This is a genomic window from Allosphingosinicella vermicomposti, assembly GCF_003012815.1.
Classification (GTDB): Bacteria; Pseudomonadota; Alphaproteobacteria; order Sphingomonadales; family Sphingomonadaceae; genus Allosphingosinicella; species Allosphingosinicella vermicomposti.
This window is the reverse complement of sequence record NZ_PXYJ01000001.1, coordinates 594,023-608,383: the sequence shown is the minus strand read 5'-3', so window position 1 is coordinate 608,383 and position 14,361 is coordinate 594,023. Positions and strand designations below refer to the sequence as shown.

The 14,361-nt window shown below is 63.1% G+C and carries 16 protein-coding genes; 3 read left to right on the top strand and 13 right to left on the bottom strand.

Going from position 1 to position 14,361, the window contains the following annotated elements; translation table 11 throughout:
- Window positions 1-117 precede the first annotated feature (117 nt).
- Window positions 118-792: a hypothetical protein gene (locus C7I56_RS02960; RefSeq protein ID WP_106639611.1), complete on the top strand. Its 675-nt coding sequence runs from the start codon at window positions 118-120 to the stop codon at window positions 790-792.
- Window positions 793-884: 92 nt separating this feature from the next.
- Here the strand turns inward: C7I56_RS02960 and queE are convergent, their stop codons facing one another.
- The 6 genes from queE to C7I56_RS02930 form a co-directional block, all read right to left on the bottom strand.
- The gene (queE, locus tag C7I56_RS02955) at window positions 885-1,511 is read right to left on the bottom strand and encodes a 7-carboxy-7-deazaguanine synthase (protein WP_106639027.1); all 627 of its coding nucleotides are present in this window, start codon (window positions 1,509-1,511) and stop codon (window positions 885-887) included.
- Window positions 1,508-2,200 (bottom strand): 7-cyano-7-deazaguanine synthase QueC, encoded by a 693-nt coding sequence (gene queC / locus C7I56_RS02950; protein WP_106639026.1) that lies wholly within the window; start codon window positions 2,198-2,200, stop codon window positions 1,508-1,510. Before queC ends, queE begins: the two co-directional genes overlap by 4 nt.
- Window positions 2,201-2,496: 296 nt before the next feature.
- Window positions 2,497-2,946, bottom strand: coding sequence for a hypothetical protein (locus tag C7I56_RS02945; protein ID WP_158702978.1), 450 nt, complete (start codon window positions 2,944-2,946; stop codon window positions 2,497-2,499).
- Between the two features lie 41 nt (window positions 2,947-2,987).
- Complete coding sequence (locus C7I56_RS02940; RefSeq protein ID WP_199792311.1) at window positions 2,988-3,899, bottom strand: Hsp33 family molecular chaperone HslO; 912 nt, start codon at window positions 3,897-3,899, stop codon at window positions 2,988-2,990.
- A 137-nt stretch (window positions 3,900-4,036) separates the two neighbouring features.
- A complete protein-coding gene (locus C7I56_RS02935) occupies window positions 4,037-5,227 on the bottom strand; it encodes an aspartate aminotransferase family protein (RefSeq protein WP_106639024.1) in 1,191 nt (396 codons plus the stop codon).
- Window positions 5,228-5,369: 142 nt separating this feature from the next.
- The gene (locus C7I56_RS02930; RefSeq protein ID WP_106639023.1) at window positions 5,370-5,717 is read right to left on the bottom strand and encodes a hypothetical protein; all 348 of its coding nucleotides are present in this window, start codon (window positions 5,715-5,717) and stop codon (window positions 5,370-5,372) included.
- 182 nt (window positions 5,718-5,899) lie between these two features.
- On the opposite strand from C7I56_RS02930, the gene C7I56_RS02925 reads away from it, so the two are divergent.
- Together C7I56_RS02925 and C7I56_RS02920 are read left to right on the top strand one after the other, a co-directional pair.
- Window positions 5,900-7,594: a DEAD/DEAH box helicase gene (locus C7I56_RS02925; RefSeq protein WP_106639022.1), complete on the top strand. Its 1,695-nt coding sequence runs from the start codon at window positions 5,900-5,902 to the stop codon at window positions 7,592-7,594.
- A 151-nt stretch (window positions 7,595-7,745) separates the two neighbouring features.
- A complete protein-coding gene (locus C7I56_RS02920) occupies window positions 7,746-8,810 on the top strand; it encodes a sigma-54 interaction domain-containing protein (RefSeq protein ID WP_106639021.1) in 1,065 nt (354 codons plus the stop codon).
- An 18-nt stretch (window positions 8,811-8,828) separates the two neighbouring features.
- Here the strand turns inward: C7I56_RS02920 and C7I56_RS02915 are convergent, their stop codons facing one another.
- The 7 genes from C7I56_RS02915 to fliP are packed head-to-tail and all read right to left on the bottom strand — an operon-like array spanning window position 8,829 to window position 14,357.
- On the bottom strand, window positions 8,829-9,224 hold the full coding sequence (locus C7I56_RS02915) for a flagellar export chaperone FliS (protein ID WP_106639020.1): 396 nt from the start codon (window positions 9,222-9,224) through the stop codon (window positions 8,829-8,831).
- A 33-nt stretch (window positions 9,225-9,257) separates the two neighbouring features.
- Window positions 9,258-10,871 carry a flagellar filament capping protein FliD gene (fliD, locus tag C7I56_RS02910; RefSeq protein WP_245409566.1) on the bottom strand — a complete coding sequence of 538 codons (1,614 nt, stop codon included), beginning with the start codon at window positions 10,869-10,871 and terminating at the stop codon, window positions 9,258-9,260.
- 56 nt (window positions 10,872-10,927) lie between these two features.
- Window positions 10,928-11,332: a hypothetical protein gene (locus C7I56_RS02905; protein WP_106639019.1), complete on the bottom strand. Its 405-nt coding sequence runs from the start codon at window positions 11,330-11,332 to the stop codon at window positions 10,928-10,930.
- Between the two features lie 56 nt (window positions 11,333-11,388).
- Entirely contained in the window at window positions 11,389-12,528 is a 1,140-nt protein-coding gene (flhB, locus tag C7I56_RS02900; protein WP_106639018.1) for a flagellar type III secretion system protein FlhB, read from the bottom strand.
- A complete protein-coding gene (gene fliR, locus C7I56_RS02895) occupies window positions 12,528-13,316 on the bottom strand; it encodes a flagellar biosynthetic protein FliR (RefSeq protein WP_106639017.1) in 789 nt (262 codons plus the stop codon). Before fliR ends, flhB begins: the two co-directional genes overlap by 1 nt.
- Entirely contained in the window at window positions 13,313-13,591 is a 279-nt protein-coding gene (locus tag C7I56_RS02890; RefSeq protein ID WP_106639016.1) for a flagellar biosynthetic protein FliQ, read from the bottom strand. The genes fliR and C7I56_RS02890 overlap by 4 nt, the downstream gene beginning before the upstream one ends.
- A 4-nt stretch (window positions 13,592-13,595) precedes the next feature.
- Window positions 13,596-14,357 carry a flagellar type III secretion system pore protein FliP gene (fliP, locus tag C7I56_RS02885; RefSeq protein WP_106639608.1) on the bottom strand — a complete coding sequence of 254 codons (762 nt, stop codon included), beginning with the start codon at window positions 14,355-14,357 and terminating at the stop codon, window positions 13,596-13,598.
- Window positions 14,358-14,361 lie beyond the last annotated feature (4 nt).

The following is a 14,361-nucleotide window of genomic DNA, read 5'->3' as shown; positions in this document are numbered from 1 at the left end:
GGTGCGAACGAGGCGCCTCTCTGGCGACTCCATCCATCGCAGGCGGGATTGCGAGCCGGTGGGGTTAAGGTTAACATGACGACGAGGCGGCCAGCACCGGCCGTGGAGGATGTGCGAATGGCGTTCCGGTTCTTGAAGACCATTGCCGCGGCTGCGGCGCTCACCCTGCTTCCGCAGGCGGCTTCGGCCCAGCTCTTCTTCAAGGATCCCGATTTCAAGCCCGGCGCAATCGCGGCCAGCGACCCACTTGTCGGACTGCCGCTTCCCGGCGCCAGTGCGGCCGAATATGAGGCGCATATGATCTGGAATATGCGCGCGGGCCTCAACGTCGCGGCGCTGCAATGTCAGTTCGCGCCCTATCTGCGCGCGGTGGATAATTATAATGACATTCTCGCCCATCATTCGAAGGAGTTGATGGACGCCTACAACACCGTCGGCAAATATTTCAAACGCGTCCATGGCCCGAAGCAGGGCCAGAAGCTGTTCGACGATTATTCGACCATAACCTATAATAATTTCTCGACACTGCACGCCCAGGTCGGCTTCTGCCAAGTGGCATCGGGCATCGCGAAGGAAGCGCTGACCCGTCCCAAGGGCCAGTTCCATGTGACCGCTGAAACGCGCATGAGGGAGCTTCGTAACAGCCTGGTGCCGCTCGGCGGCGAACGTATGCTGCAATATAATCCCTGGCCGCTGGTGCGGCAGCTGGTGCTGCCGACGTTCAACGAGAAATGTTACGACAAGAAAAACCGGCTGAAGAAAAAATGCCGGGGGCAGTACGTCACGGTTTGACGGTAATCGTCCCCCAGCGAGGCCGGGGTCTCGGGACAAGATAGCATTAAATCACGATGAGATTCCGGCTTTCGCCGGAATGACGTTTCAGCTCAGGGCAATCCCAGCAATTTGTGGGTCTGGAGCGAGAGGCGCCAGCGCGGGTTGGCCATGACAAAGGCGATTGCGGCCTGCAGCCATTCGCTTTTGTCCGCGCCGTCTTTCGGCTGGATGAGGAAGTGGTCGAAGTCCCAGGCTTCCATGGCCTTGGGATCAACGCCATCCTGGGGCCAGACGAGTTTCAATTCGTTGCCCTTACGCTGGACGACGGGATTGGTGCCCTTGGGGCTGACGCAGATCCAGTCGATCCCTTCGGGCGCGTCCTGGGTGCCGTTCGTTTCCACCGCAATTTCGAAACCGCGCGCGTGAAGCGCTTCAAGCAGAGGGCGGTCAACCTGCAGGAGGGGTTCGCCGCCCGTCATTACAACATAAGGCCGCTCGCCCTCACCCCAAAGAACCGCGACCTTATCGGCGAGGGCTTCAGCCTCGTAGCGGCCGCCATTGGCGCCATCCATGCCCACGAAATCGGTGTCGCAGAAAGTGCAAGCTGCCTCCGCCCGATCCTGTTCGCGACCCGTCCAGAGATTGCAGCCGGAAAAGCGCAGGAAGACGGCGCGGCGCCCGGCTTGGGCACCCTCCCCCTGCAACGTCAGGAAGATTTCCTTGACCGCGTAGCTCACGGTCGCGCGGCGTAAATGGTGGGATCGGGCAGCCCGGCTTCCTCGAAGCCCTTCGAGCGCAGGCGGCAGCTGTCGCAATAGCCGCAATGCTCGCCCGCCAGCGTCGGATCGTAGCAGGACCAGCTGAGCCCGGCATCGAGGCCGAGGCGCGCGGCTTCGGCGGCGATGTCGGCCTTCGTCATGTGCAGGAGCGGCGCTTCGACGTGGAAGCTGTCGCCTTCGACCCCCGCCTTGGTCGCGATATTGGCGAGCCGTTCGAACTGGGCGATGAAATCAGGGCGGCAATCGGGATAGCCGGAATAATCGAGCGCGTTGACGCCGATATACATGGCCCGCGCCCCCGCCGCCTCCGCCCAGCCGAGCGACAGCGACAGGAAGATCGTGTTGCGGGCGGGCACATAGGTGATCGGCACCACGCCCTCTTCGACCCCATCCTTCGGCACCGCGATGTCGGCGGTGAGCGCCGATCCACCAAAGCCGGTGAGGTCGAGCGGCAGGACAATGTGGCGCTCCACACCCAAGGCGTCGGCGATCCTGCGGGCGGCGTCAATCTCGATACGGTGACGCTGGTTGTAATCGACGGTGAGCGCCAGCAGCCGGTAGCCGTCCGCCTTGGCGCGGCCAGCGGCCACCATGGAATCGAGGCCGCCCGAAAGGAGGACGACGGCAAGAGGCTGCGCTTCGGTCATGGCGCGCGGCTAATCCTGTTCGAGGGGGAGCGCAAGCGGAGGGCTCCAAAAAGCGGGCCGCCCCAAAATGGCGGCGGCCCAGTTCGGACCTTCAAATGGCCCAAAGGGAGGAAAGCGTGCCATTCCGGGCACGTGGGAGGATTAGCGAAGGGCGGCTAAACCGGGGCTGAACGGGATAACCTCCGTCATTCCGGCGAAAGCCGGAATCTCATGCCGGATAAGCTCCGGTGTCCTCTTGTCCTGAGATTCCGGCTTTCGCCGGAATGACGTAGGAGGGGGTAAATGGGGCGGGCGCTTTAGCAGCTTCCAACGTGCCTAGCTTCGGCGCGCATGGCGTAGGGGATGCCGCCCAGGACACCCTGCGTGTCGATTTGCGCGAGGCGCGGGGTTTCGACGCGCAGCGCGGTGCGGCCCGAGCCGTCGCCGCACGTATAAGCGATCGTCGCATCCTTCGCTTCGTTGCGGATAACCGTCCATGCGCATTGGCCGGAATGACGAACCTGCATGAGCGCGCGGCGATTGCCGAGGCACAGGCTGCTCGCGCGGCCGCTGTTGAGGTCGCGCAGCTGCCAGCGCCCTGCCTCAAGCGAGGACAGGGCGGCCAAGCTGTCGCCGCCCCGCGTCGTGGCGGGCGATGCGGCCAGGAGGCCGATAATTGCTGCCGTCGCGATTCTCACGCCCGTCATCCCGGCGAAAGCCGGGATCTTGGGCTGGAAGGGCGCGCTGCTCTCGTCGCTTTCCTTCATGAGATTCCGGCTTTCGCCGGAATGACGAGAAAACAGCCGTTTCATGCCTCTGAATCCGTGAAGCGGATCGGGAAAACGCGCGAGCAGAATTCGCAATCGACGTTGATGAAGCCGTCATCGTCAGCCATTTCCGCCCGTTCTTCGGCGCCGAAGCGGCCGATGACGCTCTGGATATAGTCCGAATTGCAGCGGCACCCCTTGGTAAGGGACTGGGCGGCAGTGACGCGCACTTCCTCTTCCTCATGGAACAGGCGCCAGAGCAAAGTGTCGAGCGGCAGTTCCGCGTCGTACAACTCATTCGCCTTGATCGTCTGGCCAAGCGCGCGGACATGCTCCCATTCGGGATGGTCGAGGCGGGTGTGGAGACGCTCCCGCCCTTCTTCACCCTCCGGCAGGTGCTGAATGAGGACGCCACCTGCAAGATGGCCGGTATCGTCTACCGACAGGCGAACGAGGCTCGGTATCTGCTCGGACTGGCTGAAATAGCTTTCCGCCGCCTCGGCAAGGCTGTCGCCTTCCAGCGGCACGATGCCCTGATAGCGCTCGCCCGTCGCGGCCTGATCGAAAGTGATGGCGAGATAACCTTCGCCGAACAGGTCGCAGAGGTGCGGAATGCTGGGCTCGGCCGCCAGGCGTTCGTGATCGAAGCGGACATAGCCGCGCAGCTCACCGCCTTTATAGTCGCAGACGAGCAGGTCGACGATGCCGTCCTTCGTCTGAGCCTGAAGCGTGAGCTGGCCGTCGGCATCCTTCAGCATCGCGCCGAGGAGCGCGGCAAGCACCAGGGCTTCCGACAGGATGCGCGCGATCGGCGCCGGATAATCGTGGGCAGACAGGATATCATCCAGCACCGGGCCGATCCGTACCAGCCGCCCGCGTGCGTTCCGCGAGGGAATGGTGAAGCCCAGGGCCTGATCGAGATTGGCCGCGTTCAGTTCGTGTTCGACAGTCATCGGCTTCATTTAGTGTAGGGGTGTGGAGATTTCAGCCCCAATTCCCAAACACCGCTAGTCCTGAGCTTGTCGAAGGACGGAACCAGCTGGAACCGTCCTTCGACAAGCTCAGGACTAGCGGTGTGGGTGGAGACAGGTCAGGCAGCAGCCTGAGCCACCTCATATTGCCGCGCGGCCTCGGACAGGCGCTCGACAAACTCCGTGACATGCGCGTCCTCAATTACGAGCGGCGGCAGGACGCGAAGCACATTGTCGCCTGCCGACACGGTGAGAATGCCGCGGTCGCGGAGATAGGTGACGAAGGCGCGGCTGTCGGTCTTCATCTTGATGCCGAGGATAAGGCCAAGGCCGCGCACGCTTTCGAAAAGGTGATCGTGATTGGGGATCATCTGCTCGAGCGCGCCGCGCAGGCGCTCGCCCATGCGGGTGACGTGATCGAGGAATTCGGGGGTGTGGACGACGTCCATCACCGCCTGTCCAGCGGCCATGGCGAGCGGATTGCCGCCATAAGTCGACCCATGCGTGCCGACGACCATGCCGGCGGCGGCCTTTTCGGTGGCGAGGCAGGCGCCCAAGGGGAAACCGCCGCCAATGCCCTTGGCCGAAGCTAGAATGTCCGGCTCCACGCCATAATGTTCGTAGGCAAAGAATTTGCCGGTGCGGCCGTAACCGCACTGCACCTCGTCGAATACGAGCATCAGGTCGCGCTCGTCGCAGACCTTACGAAGGCCCGAGATGAATTCCTGGCTCGCGGGGCGGATGCCGCCTTCGCCCTGCACGGGTTCGAGCAGGAAGCCGGCGGTGTGATCGTCGACGGCGGCGAGCGCCTGCTCAAGATTGTCGAATTCGACCACAGTGAAGCCGGGAAGCAGCGGCGCGAAACCGTCGCGGAGCTTTTCCTGATTGGTGGCGCTAATCGTCGCCATGGTGCGACCGTGGAAGGCGTTGGTGAAGGTGATCAGCACATTCTTGTGCGGATTGCCCTTGGCATGATGGTAGCGGCGCGCGGTCTTGATCGCGCATTCCACCGCTTCGGCGCCCGAATTGGTGAAAAAAACCGTGTCGGCGAAGGTCGCGTCGACGAGGCGCTGGGCGAACGCCTCGCCCTGTGGGCTACCGTAGAGATTGGAGACGTGCATCAGGGTCGCGGCCTGATCCTGGATCGCCTTGGTGAGGTGCGGGTGACCGTGGCCGAGCAGGTTCACCGCGATACCGCTGGCGAAATCGAGATATTTTTCGCCTTGTTCGCCATAGAGATAGACACCCTCGCCTCGCACCGGCCGCACCGGAGAGCGCGGATAGACGGGCATGAGCGGCGTGATGGGCATCTTATTCTCCTGAAATCCTAAGCGAAAAAGGCGACCTTATTAGGGTCGCCTTCAACGCCTGCCCTTATAGGGCCCTTATCCCAAGCCCGCTAGTCCTGAGCTTGTCGAATGCTTTCGACAGGCTCAGGACTAGCTGTACCGGTTACCAGCCGATCCGTTTGCCCGGACGATTGTTATTATCCTGGCGTTCGAAACGCAGATCCTGCTGCAGCCTGTTCACCTGACGACGAAGATCGTCACGCTCGCCGCGGCTGAGGCCATTGCGGGCGTAGCGGTCGTGCAGGCGGTCGATCTGGTCCGCGCGGCGGAGCAGGCCATTGGCTTCACGGTGCGAGATGCGGCCGCGATTTTCGGCCTGGCGCACGCGCTGGGCGATACTGTCGAGCTGGCGTTCGATGCCAGTGTCGTGATGACGATAATTCTGGGCGGCGGCCGGCGCCGCAACGGCAACAGTGGACAGGGCCAGAACCGAAAGAAGAACCTTACGCATTACTCATCTCCTCACTCAAGATGACATTCTTCTACCGAGTCGCTGCTGTTCGACGTCTGAACGGACCTGTCAGCTTCGGTTCAGCCGCGTAACGGCTTGCCCGCACCATTATAAGGAGACTTTTCCGCCGACCCATGTTAAGGGCGCGCCCGACGCCTTCGTTGCGCTTTTTCAGGATATATATGTTCGATACGCTTTCTCCCCTCCTTGCCGAGGCACTTTCCGCGCGCGGCTATGATGCGCCAACTCCGGTTCAGGCCGCCGTTCTCGAAGCGGACGCCAATCGCGACCTTATCGTTTCCGCCCAGACGGGGTCGGGCAAGACGGTCGCCTTCGGCCTCGCCATGGCGCCGCAATTGCTGGAAGAAAATGGCAGTATGCCGTTCATCCGCGAGCCGCTGGCGCTCGTGATCGCGCCGACGCGCGAGCTCGCGTTGCAGGTGAGCCGGGAGCTGATCTGGCTGTACGGCAAAGCGGGGGCGCGGATCGCCACCTGTGTCGGCGGTATGGATGCATCCAAGGAACGCCGCAATCTTCGCGATGGTGCGCATATCGTGGTTGGGACGCCGGGACGCCTGCGCGATCACCTCGAGCGTGGCGCCCTCGACCTGAGCGCGCTTCGCGTCGCCGTTCTCGACGAAGCCGATGAGATGCTCGACATGGGTTTCCGCGAGGATCTGGAAGAGATTCTCGACGCGACGCCGGACGGGCGGCGCACGCTCCTTTTCTCCGCGACGATGCCCAAGCCGATCGTGGCACTCGCCAAGCGCTATCAGAAGGATGCGGAGCGCATCTCGACGATCGGCGAGGATCGCGGTCATGGCGATATTGCCTATCAGGCGGTCGTGCTCGCCCCATCCGACATCGAACAGGCGGTGGTGAACCTGCTTCGCTTCCACGAAGCGGAATCGGCCATGCTGTTCTGCGCGACGCGGGAAAGCGTCCGGCGGCTGCACGCCAGCCTCGTCGAACGCGGCTTCGCGGCCGTGGCGCTATCGGGCGAGCATAGTCAGAATGAGCGCAACCAGGCGATGCAGGCCCTGCGCGACCGGCGCGCCCGCGTGTGCGTCGCCACCGATGTCGCGGCGCGCGGGATCGACTTGCCCACCTTGTCGCTCGTCATTCACGTCGAGCTGCCGCGCGACGCGGAAACTCTGCAGCACCGTTCTGGCCGCACCGGCCGCGCGGGGAAGAAGGGCATCGCCGCCCTGCTCGTCCCCTATCAGCGCAAGAAGCGCGTCGAATCGATGCTGCGCGGTGCCAAGATCAATGCGGAATGGATCAAGCCGCCGTCGTCCGATGATGTGCGCAAGCAGGATCGCCAGCGGCTGCTCGCCAACCTCCTTGAGCCCGTCGAGGCGGATGACGAGGATCGCGCACTGGCCAAGCAATTGATGGAGCAACGAAGCGCCGAGGACATCGCAGCCGCGCTCGTCCAGGCACATCGTGCCCGTATGCCCGCACCGGAGGATCTTCTCGACGAGGGTCCGGCACCGCGCGACCAGGGCCCGCGCGCGGGCTTTGAGGATACGATATGGTTCCGGATGGACATCGGGCGGCGGCACAATGCCGACCCGCGCTGGATTCTGCCTTTGCTGTGCAGGCGCGGGCACATCACCAAGAGCGAGATCGGCGCGATCCGCATCGCGGCGAACGAGACCATGTTCGAAATCCCGCGCGCGGCCGCCAGCCGGTTCATGGCCGCCGTCAAGCGTACGGCCCAGGCCGGTGCCGAGGGCGAGGATGGGATCACCATCGAAGCCGTGGACGGAAAGCCCCGCGAAATGGCGCGCCAGAACCGCCGCGCCGGGCCGCCGCCTGTGCGCCACAAAGCGCGCCCGGCACACCATCACAAGGGGCTGAAGCGGCCGCGTTAAAGTTCATTCGCGTCAACCCGTTATAAGACAAAAAAAGAAATTCGCGTTTGCTGAACGTTAACGGGTTGAACCCCATTCCTGCTTTCAACGCGGGTCAGGGGATGATGACAATGCGGTTGATTCGAAATCTTAAAATCGGCGGTTGCGCCTGATGTCATGCATCTGGGCGCCGCCGGCTGATCCGGCCAATACGATTGAATCTTTGATTATCGGGGTCAGCCCCGGAATCTCGGAACTGAAATATCTGATCCGTCAGGTCGCGCCGACCAATGCGTCGGTGATCGTCACTGGCCCATCCGGTGCGGGCAAGGAAATGGTGGCGCGCGCCATTCATGCCGAAAGCCACCGCGCCGCCAAATCCTACGTTGCCGTCAATTGCGGCGCGATCCCGCGCGAACTGCTCGAATCCGAATTATTCGGGCATGAAAAGGGATCGTTCACAGGTGCCGTTGCCCAACGTAAGGGCCGGTTCGAGGAAGCCGACGGCGGCACTTTGTTCCTCGACGAAATCGGCGACATGCCCGCCGACATGCAGGTGAAATTGCTGCGCGTGCTGGAAGAACGCACCGTGCAGCGTGTCGGGGGCCGGGGCGAGATTGGTGTCGATACACGGATCATTTCCGCGACGCACCGCGATATCGACGAAGCGATCGAAGAGCAGCGCTTCCGCGAAGACCTTTTCTACCGCCTGTCCGTCTTTCCGATCGACATCTTGCCGCTCTGCGATCGCCGCGAAGACGTGCCCCTGCTCGTCCGTCATTTTCTGCGCCAGATGGCCGATTCCAAGCAGGTCGTGCGTTTCTCGCCAGCCGCGATCGATAAGCTCGCCGCGCATAATTGGCCGGGCAATGTGCGTGAGCTACGCAATGTGATCGAACGGGCAGTGATCCTCTATTCGGGCCAGACGGTCAGCGCCGAGCAGATCGAACTGCTCATCGCCCGCCGCCCGCGCATGAACCGCCAGGAGCGCGAAGCGGTCTGGCAGGCGAGCGCCGAAGCTGCTCCGTCAATCGCGGCCGAGCCCGCCACGCCCGCCGTATCGATGAAGGACGCGCCAGTCGACCTTCGTGCCATGGTGGCCGAGATGGAACGCGAGCAGATTGTCGAAGCGCTGCGCTTGGGCGACGGCGTGGTGGCCGAGGCCGCGCGTATGCTTTCGCTTCAGCGCACCACCCTCATCGAAAAGATGCGGAAATACGGGCTCGCTAAGGCCTGACGGCACCGACGAGGGGTCCTATTGGCCGATCGCCGTCCAAGCGCCCGCAATCTCGCCCAGCATGTCGCGCGCGCGGACGATCTGTTCGTCGTCATTCTCGCGCCCGCCATTCACGACAAGGCGCCGTGCTTCGCGATAGACGGTCGCAAGGCCCGCCGCGATTTCCGCGCCGCGATTGAAATCGAGACTGCCTTCAAGCCCATGAAGGATCGATAGGGCCCGCGCCTGTGTGCGTCCACGCTTCACGATATCCCGCTGCCGGATGGCCGCACCCATCGTGTCGAGTGCCTTTAAAAGCTCCTCATACATGATCGCGACGAGGCGGTGCGGAGACGCCCCTTCCAGGCGGCTGGTGAGATCGATGCTCTCATAACGCGCACGCGCCGCGCCGAATTGTCCATGCGTCATATACATACTCACGCCCTCCCACTCCTGTTACGGCGATGCTCAGTCACCGCTCTTGGTCCACATCTTGATTTGCTGGTCGAGATAGCTTTGCGTGGCCTTGAACACGGCAACACGTTTTTCCATCGATGCGTAACTGCTGACGAGCCGGTCGTGATAGGCCGTCATGCGCCGCTCCATCGCCTCGCGGTCGTCGGCGATATCGCCGGCTTCGTCGCTGAAGCGCGTATTGCTGTTGGTGAGCGGTCCGCCCGGCGCGAACAATGCGTCCTTGATCGCGAGCAGCGCGCCGCCGATCCCCGCATCGATGGTGATCGTTGCGCTGGATATTGCGCCCTTCACCTGAAGGACGAGGCCCGTCGCGCCGGATGCGGTCGAGGCGATCAGAAAGTTGCCGACGGCATCGGCGGCCTTTCCGTCTATAAAGCCGGAGGCGGCGGCGCCATCGACGCCCGGCACGACATTGGTGATCGTATAAGTGCCGGGCTTAACCTTCCCAAGCGCGCTGGTGATGACCAGATTGGGATTGCTGCTGTGCTGGCCCGGGTTGAAAAGCGCTTCGACGCCGTCGGGATGGTTCTTGAGAGCCCTGTCGAAAACTTCCTGATCGAGCGACAATGTGCCGTCGCGATTGGTATAGACGCCAATGTCGCCGAGCGTGTGCGGTCCGTCCTCGCTGCTGAGGATCGTCGATGGCATACGATTGAGCTGCCGCATCATATCGCGCACGCCAAGATCGTTGCGAAGCGGCTTGCTTGGCTGGCCCGGGGTGCTCGGCCCAGCCAGGTCGTTCAGTACGATATTCAGTTCATTGAAGGCGGCGATGAAGTCGCCGACGGCCTGCCGGATCGCTCCGGTCGGCCGTTGCGATCCGATGGCCACGGCATTGCCCGGGGCGGCCTTCAGGAGATCGAGCTGGATGCCGGGAATAAGGTCAGAAATGCTATTGGAATCACGCGCCACCTCGACGCCATCCAGTATGACGATCGCGTCCCGCGCGGCCTGCGCCTGCGTCAATCCGTTGGTAACGCTCGGGCCGAAGGCAAAGCGTTCGAGGCCCGATACTGTGCCCTCTGGCACGGACAGGGTGAAGGCCTGCGCCTCCCCCGTTTGCCCCTTCAGCATGATCTGCGCGCCCTGCGTGCCGGTGACGATCGTCGCCGTGACACCGGCTTTCTTGTCATTGATCGCCTTGGCGAGGCCTTCCAGGCTGTCATTGTTTTCGTCGACAATGATGTCGAGCGTGCGGCCGCCGACGTTAAGGGTGATCGTGCCCTGGCCGACGGGATCGGTGGCAGCGCCCAGCGGCTGCGACACCAAGGTCTGGGCCTGGGCGAGCTGCTTCACCTCAAGGCGTGCCGAATAATCGCCGAGGCGCGAGCCCGGGAGGGCCTTGGCGGAAAAAACGGACGTGTCGGACACGGTCGGCTGGGTGAAGAGCGTGCCGCCGCCGACTAGCGAAGAGAGAGCGGAGGAGAAAGAGGCGATCGCGTTGGAGGCTTCGGCAATGCCGGAAATGCGAGCGGCATTGGCCTCTTCGCGTTTCTTGATCGCTGCTTCCTTTGGCGCCCGGCTTGCGGTGTAGAGATCCTCGATCAGCTTGGCGGTATCGAGGCCCGATCCGGCTCCCAGCGCATATCCGATCGATGAAACCATTTGGCCATTCCCCTTGCTGTTCTGGATAACGGCGCGGCGCGTGGTTTCTTTAGTTTTTACTCCGTCAAAATTCGCACTGTGGCGCGAGGCACGCCCGCTTGCGCGCAGAGGGCCCGGGCGGGGTAAGCCGACATTCGGCCGATGAGCGAAAAGACGGTCTCCAAAGCCATATTGTCGGGCGCTGGCTGAGTGGCGCCGAGATCGTCGGCCACCGCCGCCAGCCAGCTGTCCATCGGCACATTGCCGCGGCGGGCCCGCTCACGCAGGAGGTCGATTTCGGCTATGGCGGCGGCAAGGTGTTCGCGAAGGCCGCCCTCATGCCCATGCGGTCTTTTTTCGAGCGCCTTGATGATGCGAGTCAGGCGCTGCGTCCCGGCCTCTCCCTGAAACGCAATCTGAAGCGCGCCCTCGATCTGTTCGAGAGCGCGTTCGTGTATGTCGTCATGGTCCTTCGCGCTCATTCCAGCCGCCTTCAACCCATCTCGCCGCAACCAAGAACGGCAGGGGAAAGGAAAGCTTAAATGTCCGGACGACCTTTTTCGTCAAAACGTGCGCCGGTGGGCACATCGACCTTGGGTTGCGGGGTGTCCGACGCGAGCGCCGCGTCGAGATTGAACACGAAAGCGAGGATCGTCGCGACGGCGAGATAAAGGTCTTCGCGGATCACCTGGCCTGCCCGCGCGGTAAAGTAGAGGGCGCGGGTAAGCTGTGGGTAGCTCAGCATCGGAACGCCGGCTTCCTTCGCCAGCTCGCGGATCGCATCGGCGGTCGCACCTTTGCCCCGCGCGACGACGAAGGGGGCCGGGTCGCTGCCCGGGCGATAGCGGAGCGCGACGGCAAAGTGCGTCGGGTTGGTGAGGATCACGGTCGCATCTTGCACCGCGGCGCGGGCGGATGCGGCAAGCACCTCATGCTGCTTGCGGCGGATCGCGGCCTTCAATTCGGGCGAGCCTTCGGTTTGCTTATGCTCTTCCTTCACCTCCTGCTTCGTCATGCGCAGGCGCCCCTGACGCTGCAATATCTGGGTCGGCACGTCGATGAGGGCGATGAGGGCAAGCGCGAAGGCCATAACGAGCACGGCCAAGGTGAATGTCTCGCCCACGTCGCCGAGCGCGGCATTGATGTCCCGGGACGTAAGGCCGATCAGCGCGTTGGCCTGATCGAGGAGCAGCCATACGCCGATCGACCCCAGCAGGATCACCTTGGCGAGGGATTTGGCGAGTTCGATGACGCCGTGCATGCCGAACATGCGCTTCAGCCCCTTCATCGGATTCATCTTGTTCGCCTTGAACGCGAAGGCGCCGGACCGGAAGCCGAGTGAGCCGAGCACCGCGGGCGCGGCGATCGATGCGGCCATCGTCACCGCGAACAGAATGATGAGCGGCACCAAGACGATGCCGATCAGTTCGAACGCGACCGTGGCCGGATCGAAATTGCGCACGGCCCCGGCATCGAACGTCAGCGCATCGGTGAGCATTTCTTCCAACGCGCCGATCATCAGCGGCCCGGCCATCGCCACCCAGATCGCGCCTGCGACGACGACGAGGGCGGTGCCGAGTTCGCGCGACTGGAGGACGTCCCCTTTCTTGACCGCATCCTGTTTGCGCTTCGGCGTCGGGGCTTCGGTTTTTTCGTCGCGATCCGCTTCGTCCGACATCAGGCGCCTCCGCCGAGCGCCAGGCGGCTCGCTTCATCGAGGCCCATCTGGATCGAGACCAATATCCCCTCGCCGATCACTGGCGCGGCCATCGCGAGCAGGACAAGGCCTGCGAGCAACGCGGCGGGGAGGCCGACGGAAAACAGGTTGAGCGCGGGAGCAGAGCGGGAAAGCATTCCCATCACGACCTGAACCAGGATGATCGCGAAGCCCACCGGCAAGGCGATGGAAAGGCCCGCCGCGAATAAGGTGCTACCGAAGAGGACGAGGCCGTTGATGCTCTCCGCCGCCATCCAGGCATTGCCGGGCGGCAGCGCGCGATAGCTTTCAACGATCGACGCGGCGAGCGCCAGATGGCCGTTGACGGCGAGGAACAGGAAGGTGCCGAGGATGGTGAGGAACTGGCCGAGCGCCGGGCTCGATTGTCCGCTCGCCGGATCGATCATCGATGAAAAGCCAAGGCCCATGGCGTTGCTGATCGCCTCGCCCGCGACCAAGGCGGCTGAGAAGCCGATCTGCACGGCAAAACCAAGAGCCAGCCCCGCAAGCACTTCGCCGAGCACCAGCATGAAACCTTCGATGGTCGCGAGGCCTCCTGTCGGAAGCACGAAATCGGCGGCCGAAAGAGCTGGAATGCCGATGGCTAGCGCGATGATGAGGCGCAGCTGGACCGGCACGGCGGGCGCGCTGAACACGGGCGCGGCGAGGAAGGCGGCGCCGGGGCGGACCATGGCGAGCATCCACAGCCACAATTGGGTTTCGACCCCCGCGAAACCGGCCGGGATCATCGCGTTATGTCGGGGATGCGCGCGAAAATATCCTGCGTGAAATCCATCAGCAGCATCAGGATCGCGCTTCCGAAAAGCACAAGGCACAGGCCGACGACGATCAGTTTCGGCACGAAGGACAAAGTCGCTTCGTTGATGGACGTCGCTGCCTGAATCATGCCGAGAATTACACCTGCGATCAGCGCGGGGACGAGGATCGGGGCGGTCGCGAGCGATACGATCCACAACGCCTGCTGCGCGACGCCGATGAAATAATCCGGGCTGTCGACAACCATGCCTCTACCCCACCGTGAACGAAGCCGCGAGGGAGCCCATGGTGAGCGCCCATCCATCGACCAGCACGAACAGCAGAAGCTTGAACGGCATGGAGATGATGGTGGGGGACAGCATCATCATGCCGAGCGCCATCAGCGTCGAGGCCACGACGAGATCGATGATGAGGAAGGGCAGGAAGATCAGAAAGCCGATCTGGAAGGCTGTCTTGAGCTCGCTCGTCACGAAAGCTGGGAGCAGGATCGAGAAGGGAATATCCTGCGCGTTGGCGAAGGCCGGGGCCCCCGCGAGATCGGCGAACAGCTTCAAATCCGTCTCGCGTGTTTGGGCGATCATGAATTTGTGAAGTGCGTCGCCCGAACGCGACACACCTTCCTCGATGCTGATCGAGCCATTGCCGTAAGGCGTGTAGGCGGTTTCGTTGATCTCGGTAATCACCGGCCGCATCACGAAGATGGAGAGGAAAAGCGCGAGGCCGACGAGAACCTGGTTGGGCGGCGTCTGCTGCAGGCCCAATGCCTGGCGCAGGATCGACAGCACAATGATGATGCGCGTGAAGCTGGTCATCATCAGGACGAGCGACGGCAGGACCGTCAGCAGGCTCATCAGGACAAGGATTTGCAGCGACAGCGACAAAGGTCGGCCGTCGCCGGAGATGGTCTGGACGGCGCGGTCGAGGGCACCGGGTTGGCCGCCTGCCTGCGCGAAGGCTGGGGCTGCAATCAAAGCCAGACCAATGAACAATGCGATGGCCAGCAGAATGCGCAGTCGG

Coding starts and splice junctions, on each gene's coding strand:
- C7I56_RS02925 (WP_106639022.1), top strand. CDS start 5,900: ATGTTCGATACGCTTTCTCCCCTCCTTGCCGAGGCACTTTCCGCGCGC.
- C7I56_RS02905 (WP_106639019.1), bottom strand. CDS start 11,332: ATGAGCGCGAAGGACCATGACGACATACACGAACGCGCTCTCGAACAG.
- fliR (WP_106639017.1), bottom strand. CDS start 13,316: ATGATCCCGGCCGGTTTCGCGGGGGTCGAAACCCAATTGTGGCTGTGG.
- C7I56_RS02915 (WP_106639020.1), bottom strand. CDS start 9,224: ATGTATATGACGCATGGACAATTCGGCGCGGCGCGTGCGCGTTATGAG.
- C7I56_RS02920 (WP_106639021.1), top strand. CDS start 7,746: ATGTCATGCATCTGGGCGCCGCCGGCTGATCCGGCCAATACGATTGAA.
- queC (WP_106639026.1), bottom strand. CDS start 2,200: ATGACCGAAGCGCAGCCTCTTGCCGTCGTCCTCCTTTCGGGCGGCCTC.
- C7I56_RS02890 (WP_106639016.1), bottom strand. CDS start 13,591: ATGGTTGTCGACAGCCCGGATTATTTCATCGGCGTCGCGCAGCAGGCG.
- C7I56_RS02930 (WP_106639023.1), bottom strand. CDS start 5,717: ATGCGTAAGGTTCTTCTTTCGGTTCTGGCCCTGTCCACTGTTGCCGTT.
- C7I56_RS02940 (WP_199792311.1), bottom strand. CDS start 3,899: ATGACTGTCGAACACGAACTGAACGCGGCCAATCTCGATCAGGCCCTG.
- fliD (WP_245409566.1), bottom strand. CDS start 10,871: ATGGTTTCATCGATCGGATATGCGCTGGGAGCCGGATCGGGCCTCGAT.
- C7I56_RS02960 (WP_106639611.1), top strand. CDS start 118: ATGGCGTTCCGGTTCTTGAAGACCATTGCCGCGGCTGCGGCGCTCACC.
- C7I56_RS02945 (WP_158702978.1), bottom strand. CDS start 2,946: ATGAAGGAAAGCGACGAGAGCAGCGCGCCCTTCCAGCCCAAGATCCCG.
- flhB (WP_106639018.1), bottom strand. CDS start 12,528: ATGTCGGACGAAGCGGATCGCGACGAAAAAACCGAAGCCCCGACGCCG.
- C7I56_RS02935 (WP_106639024.1), bottom strand. CDS start 5,227: ATGCCCATCACGCCGCTCATGCCCGTCTATCCGCGCTCTCCGGTGCGG.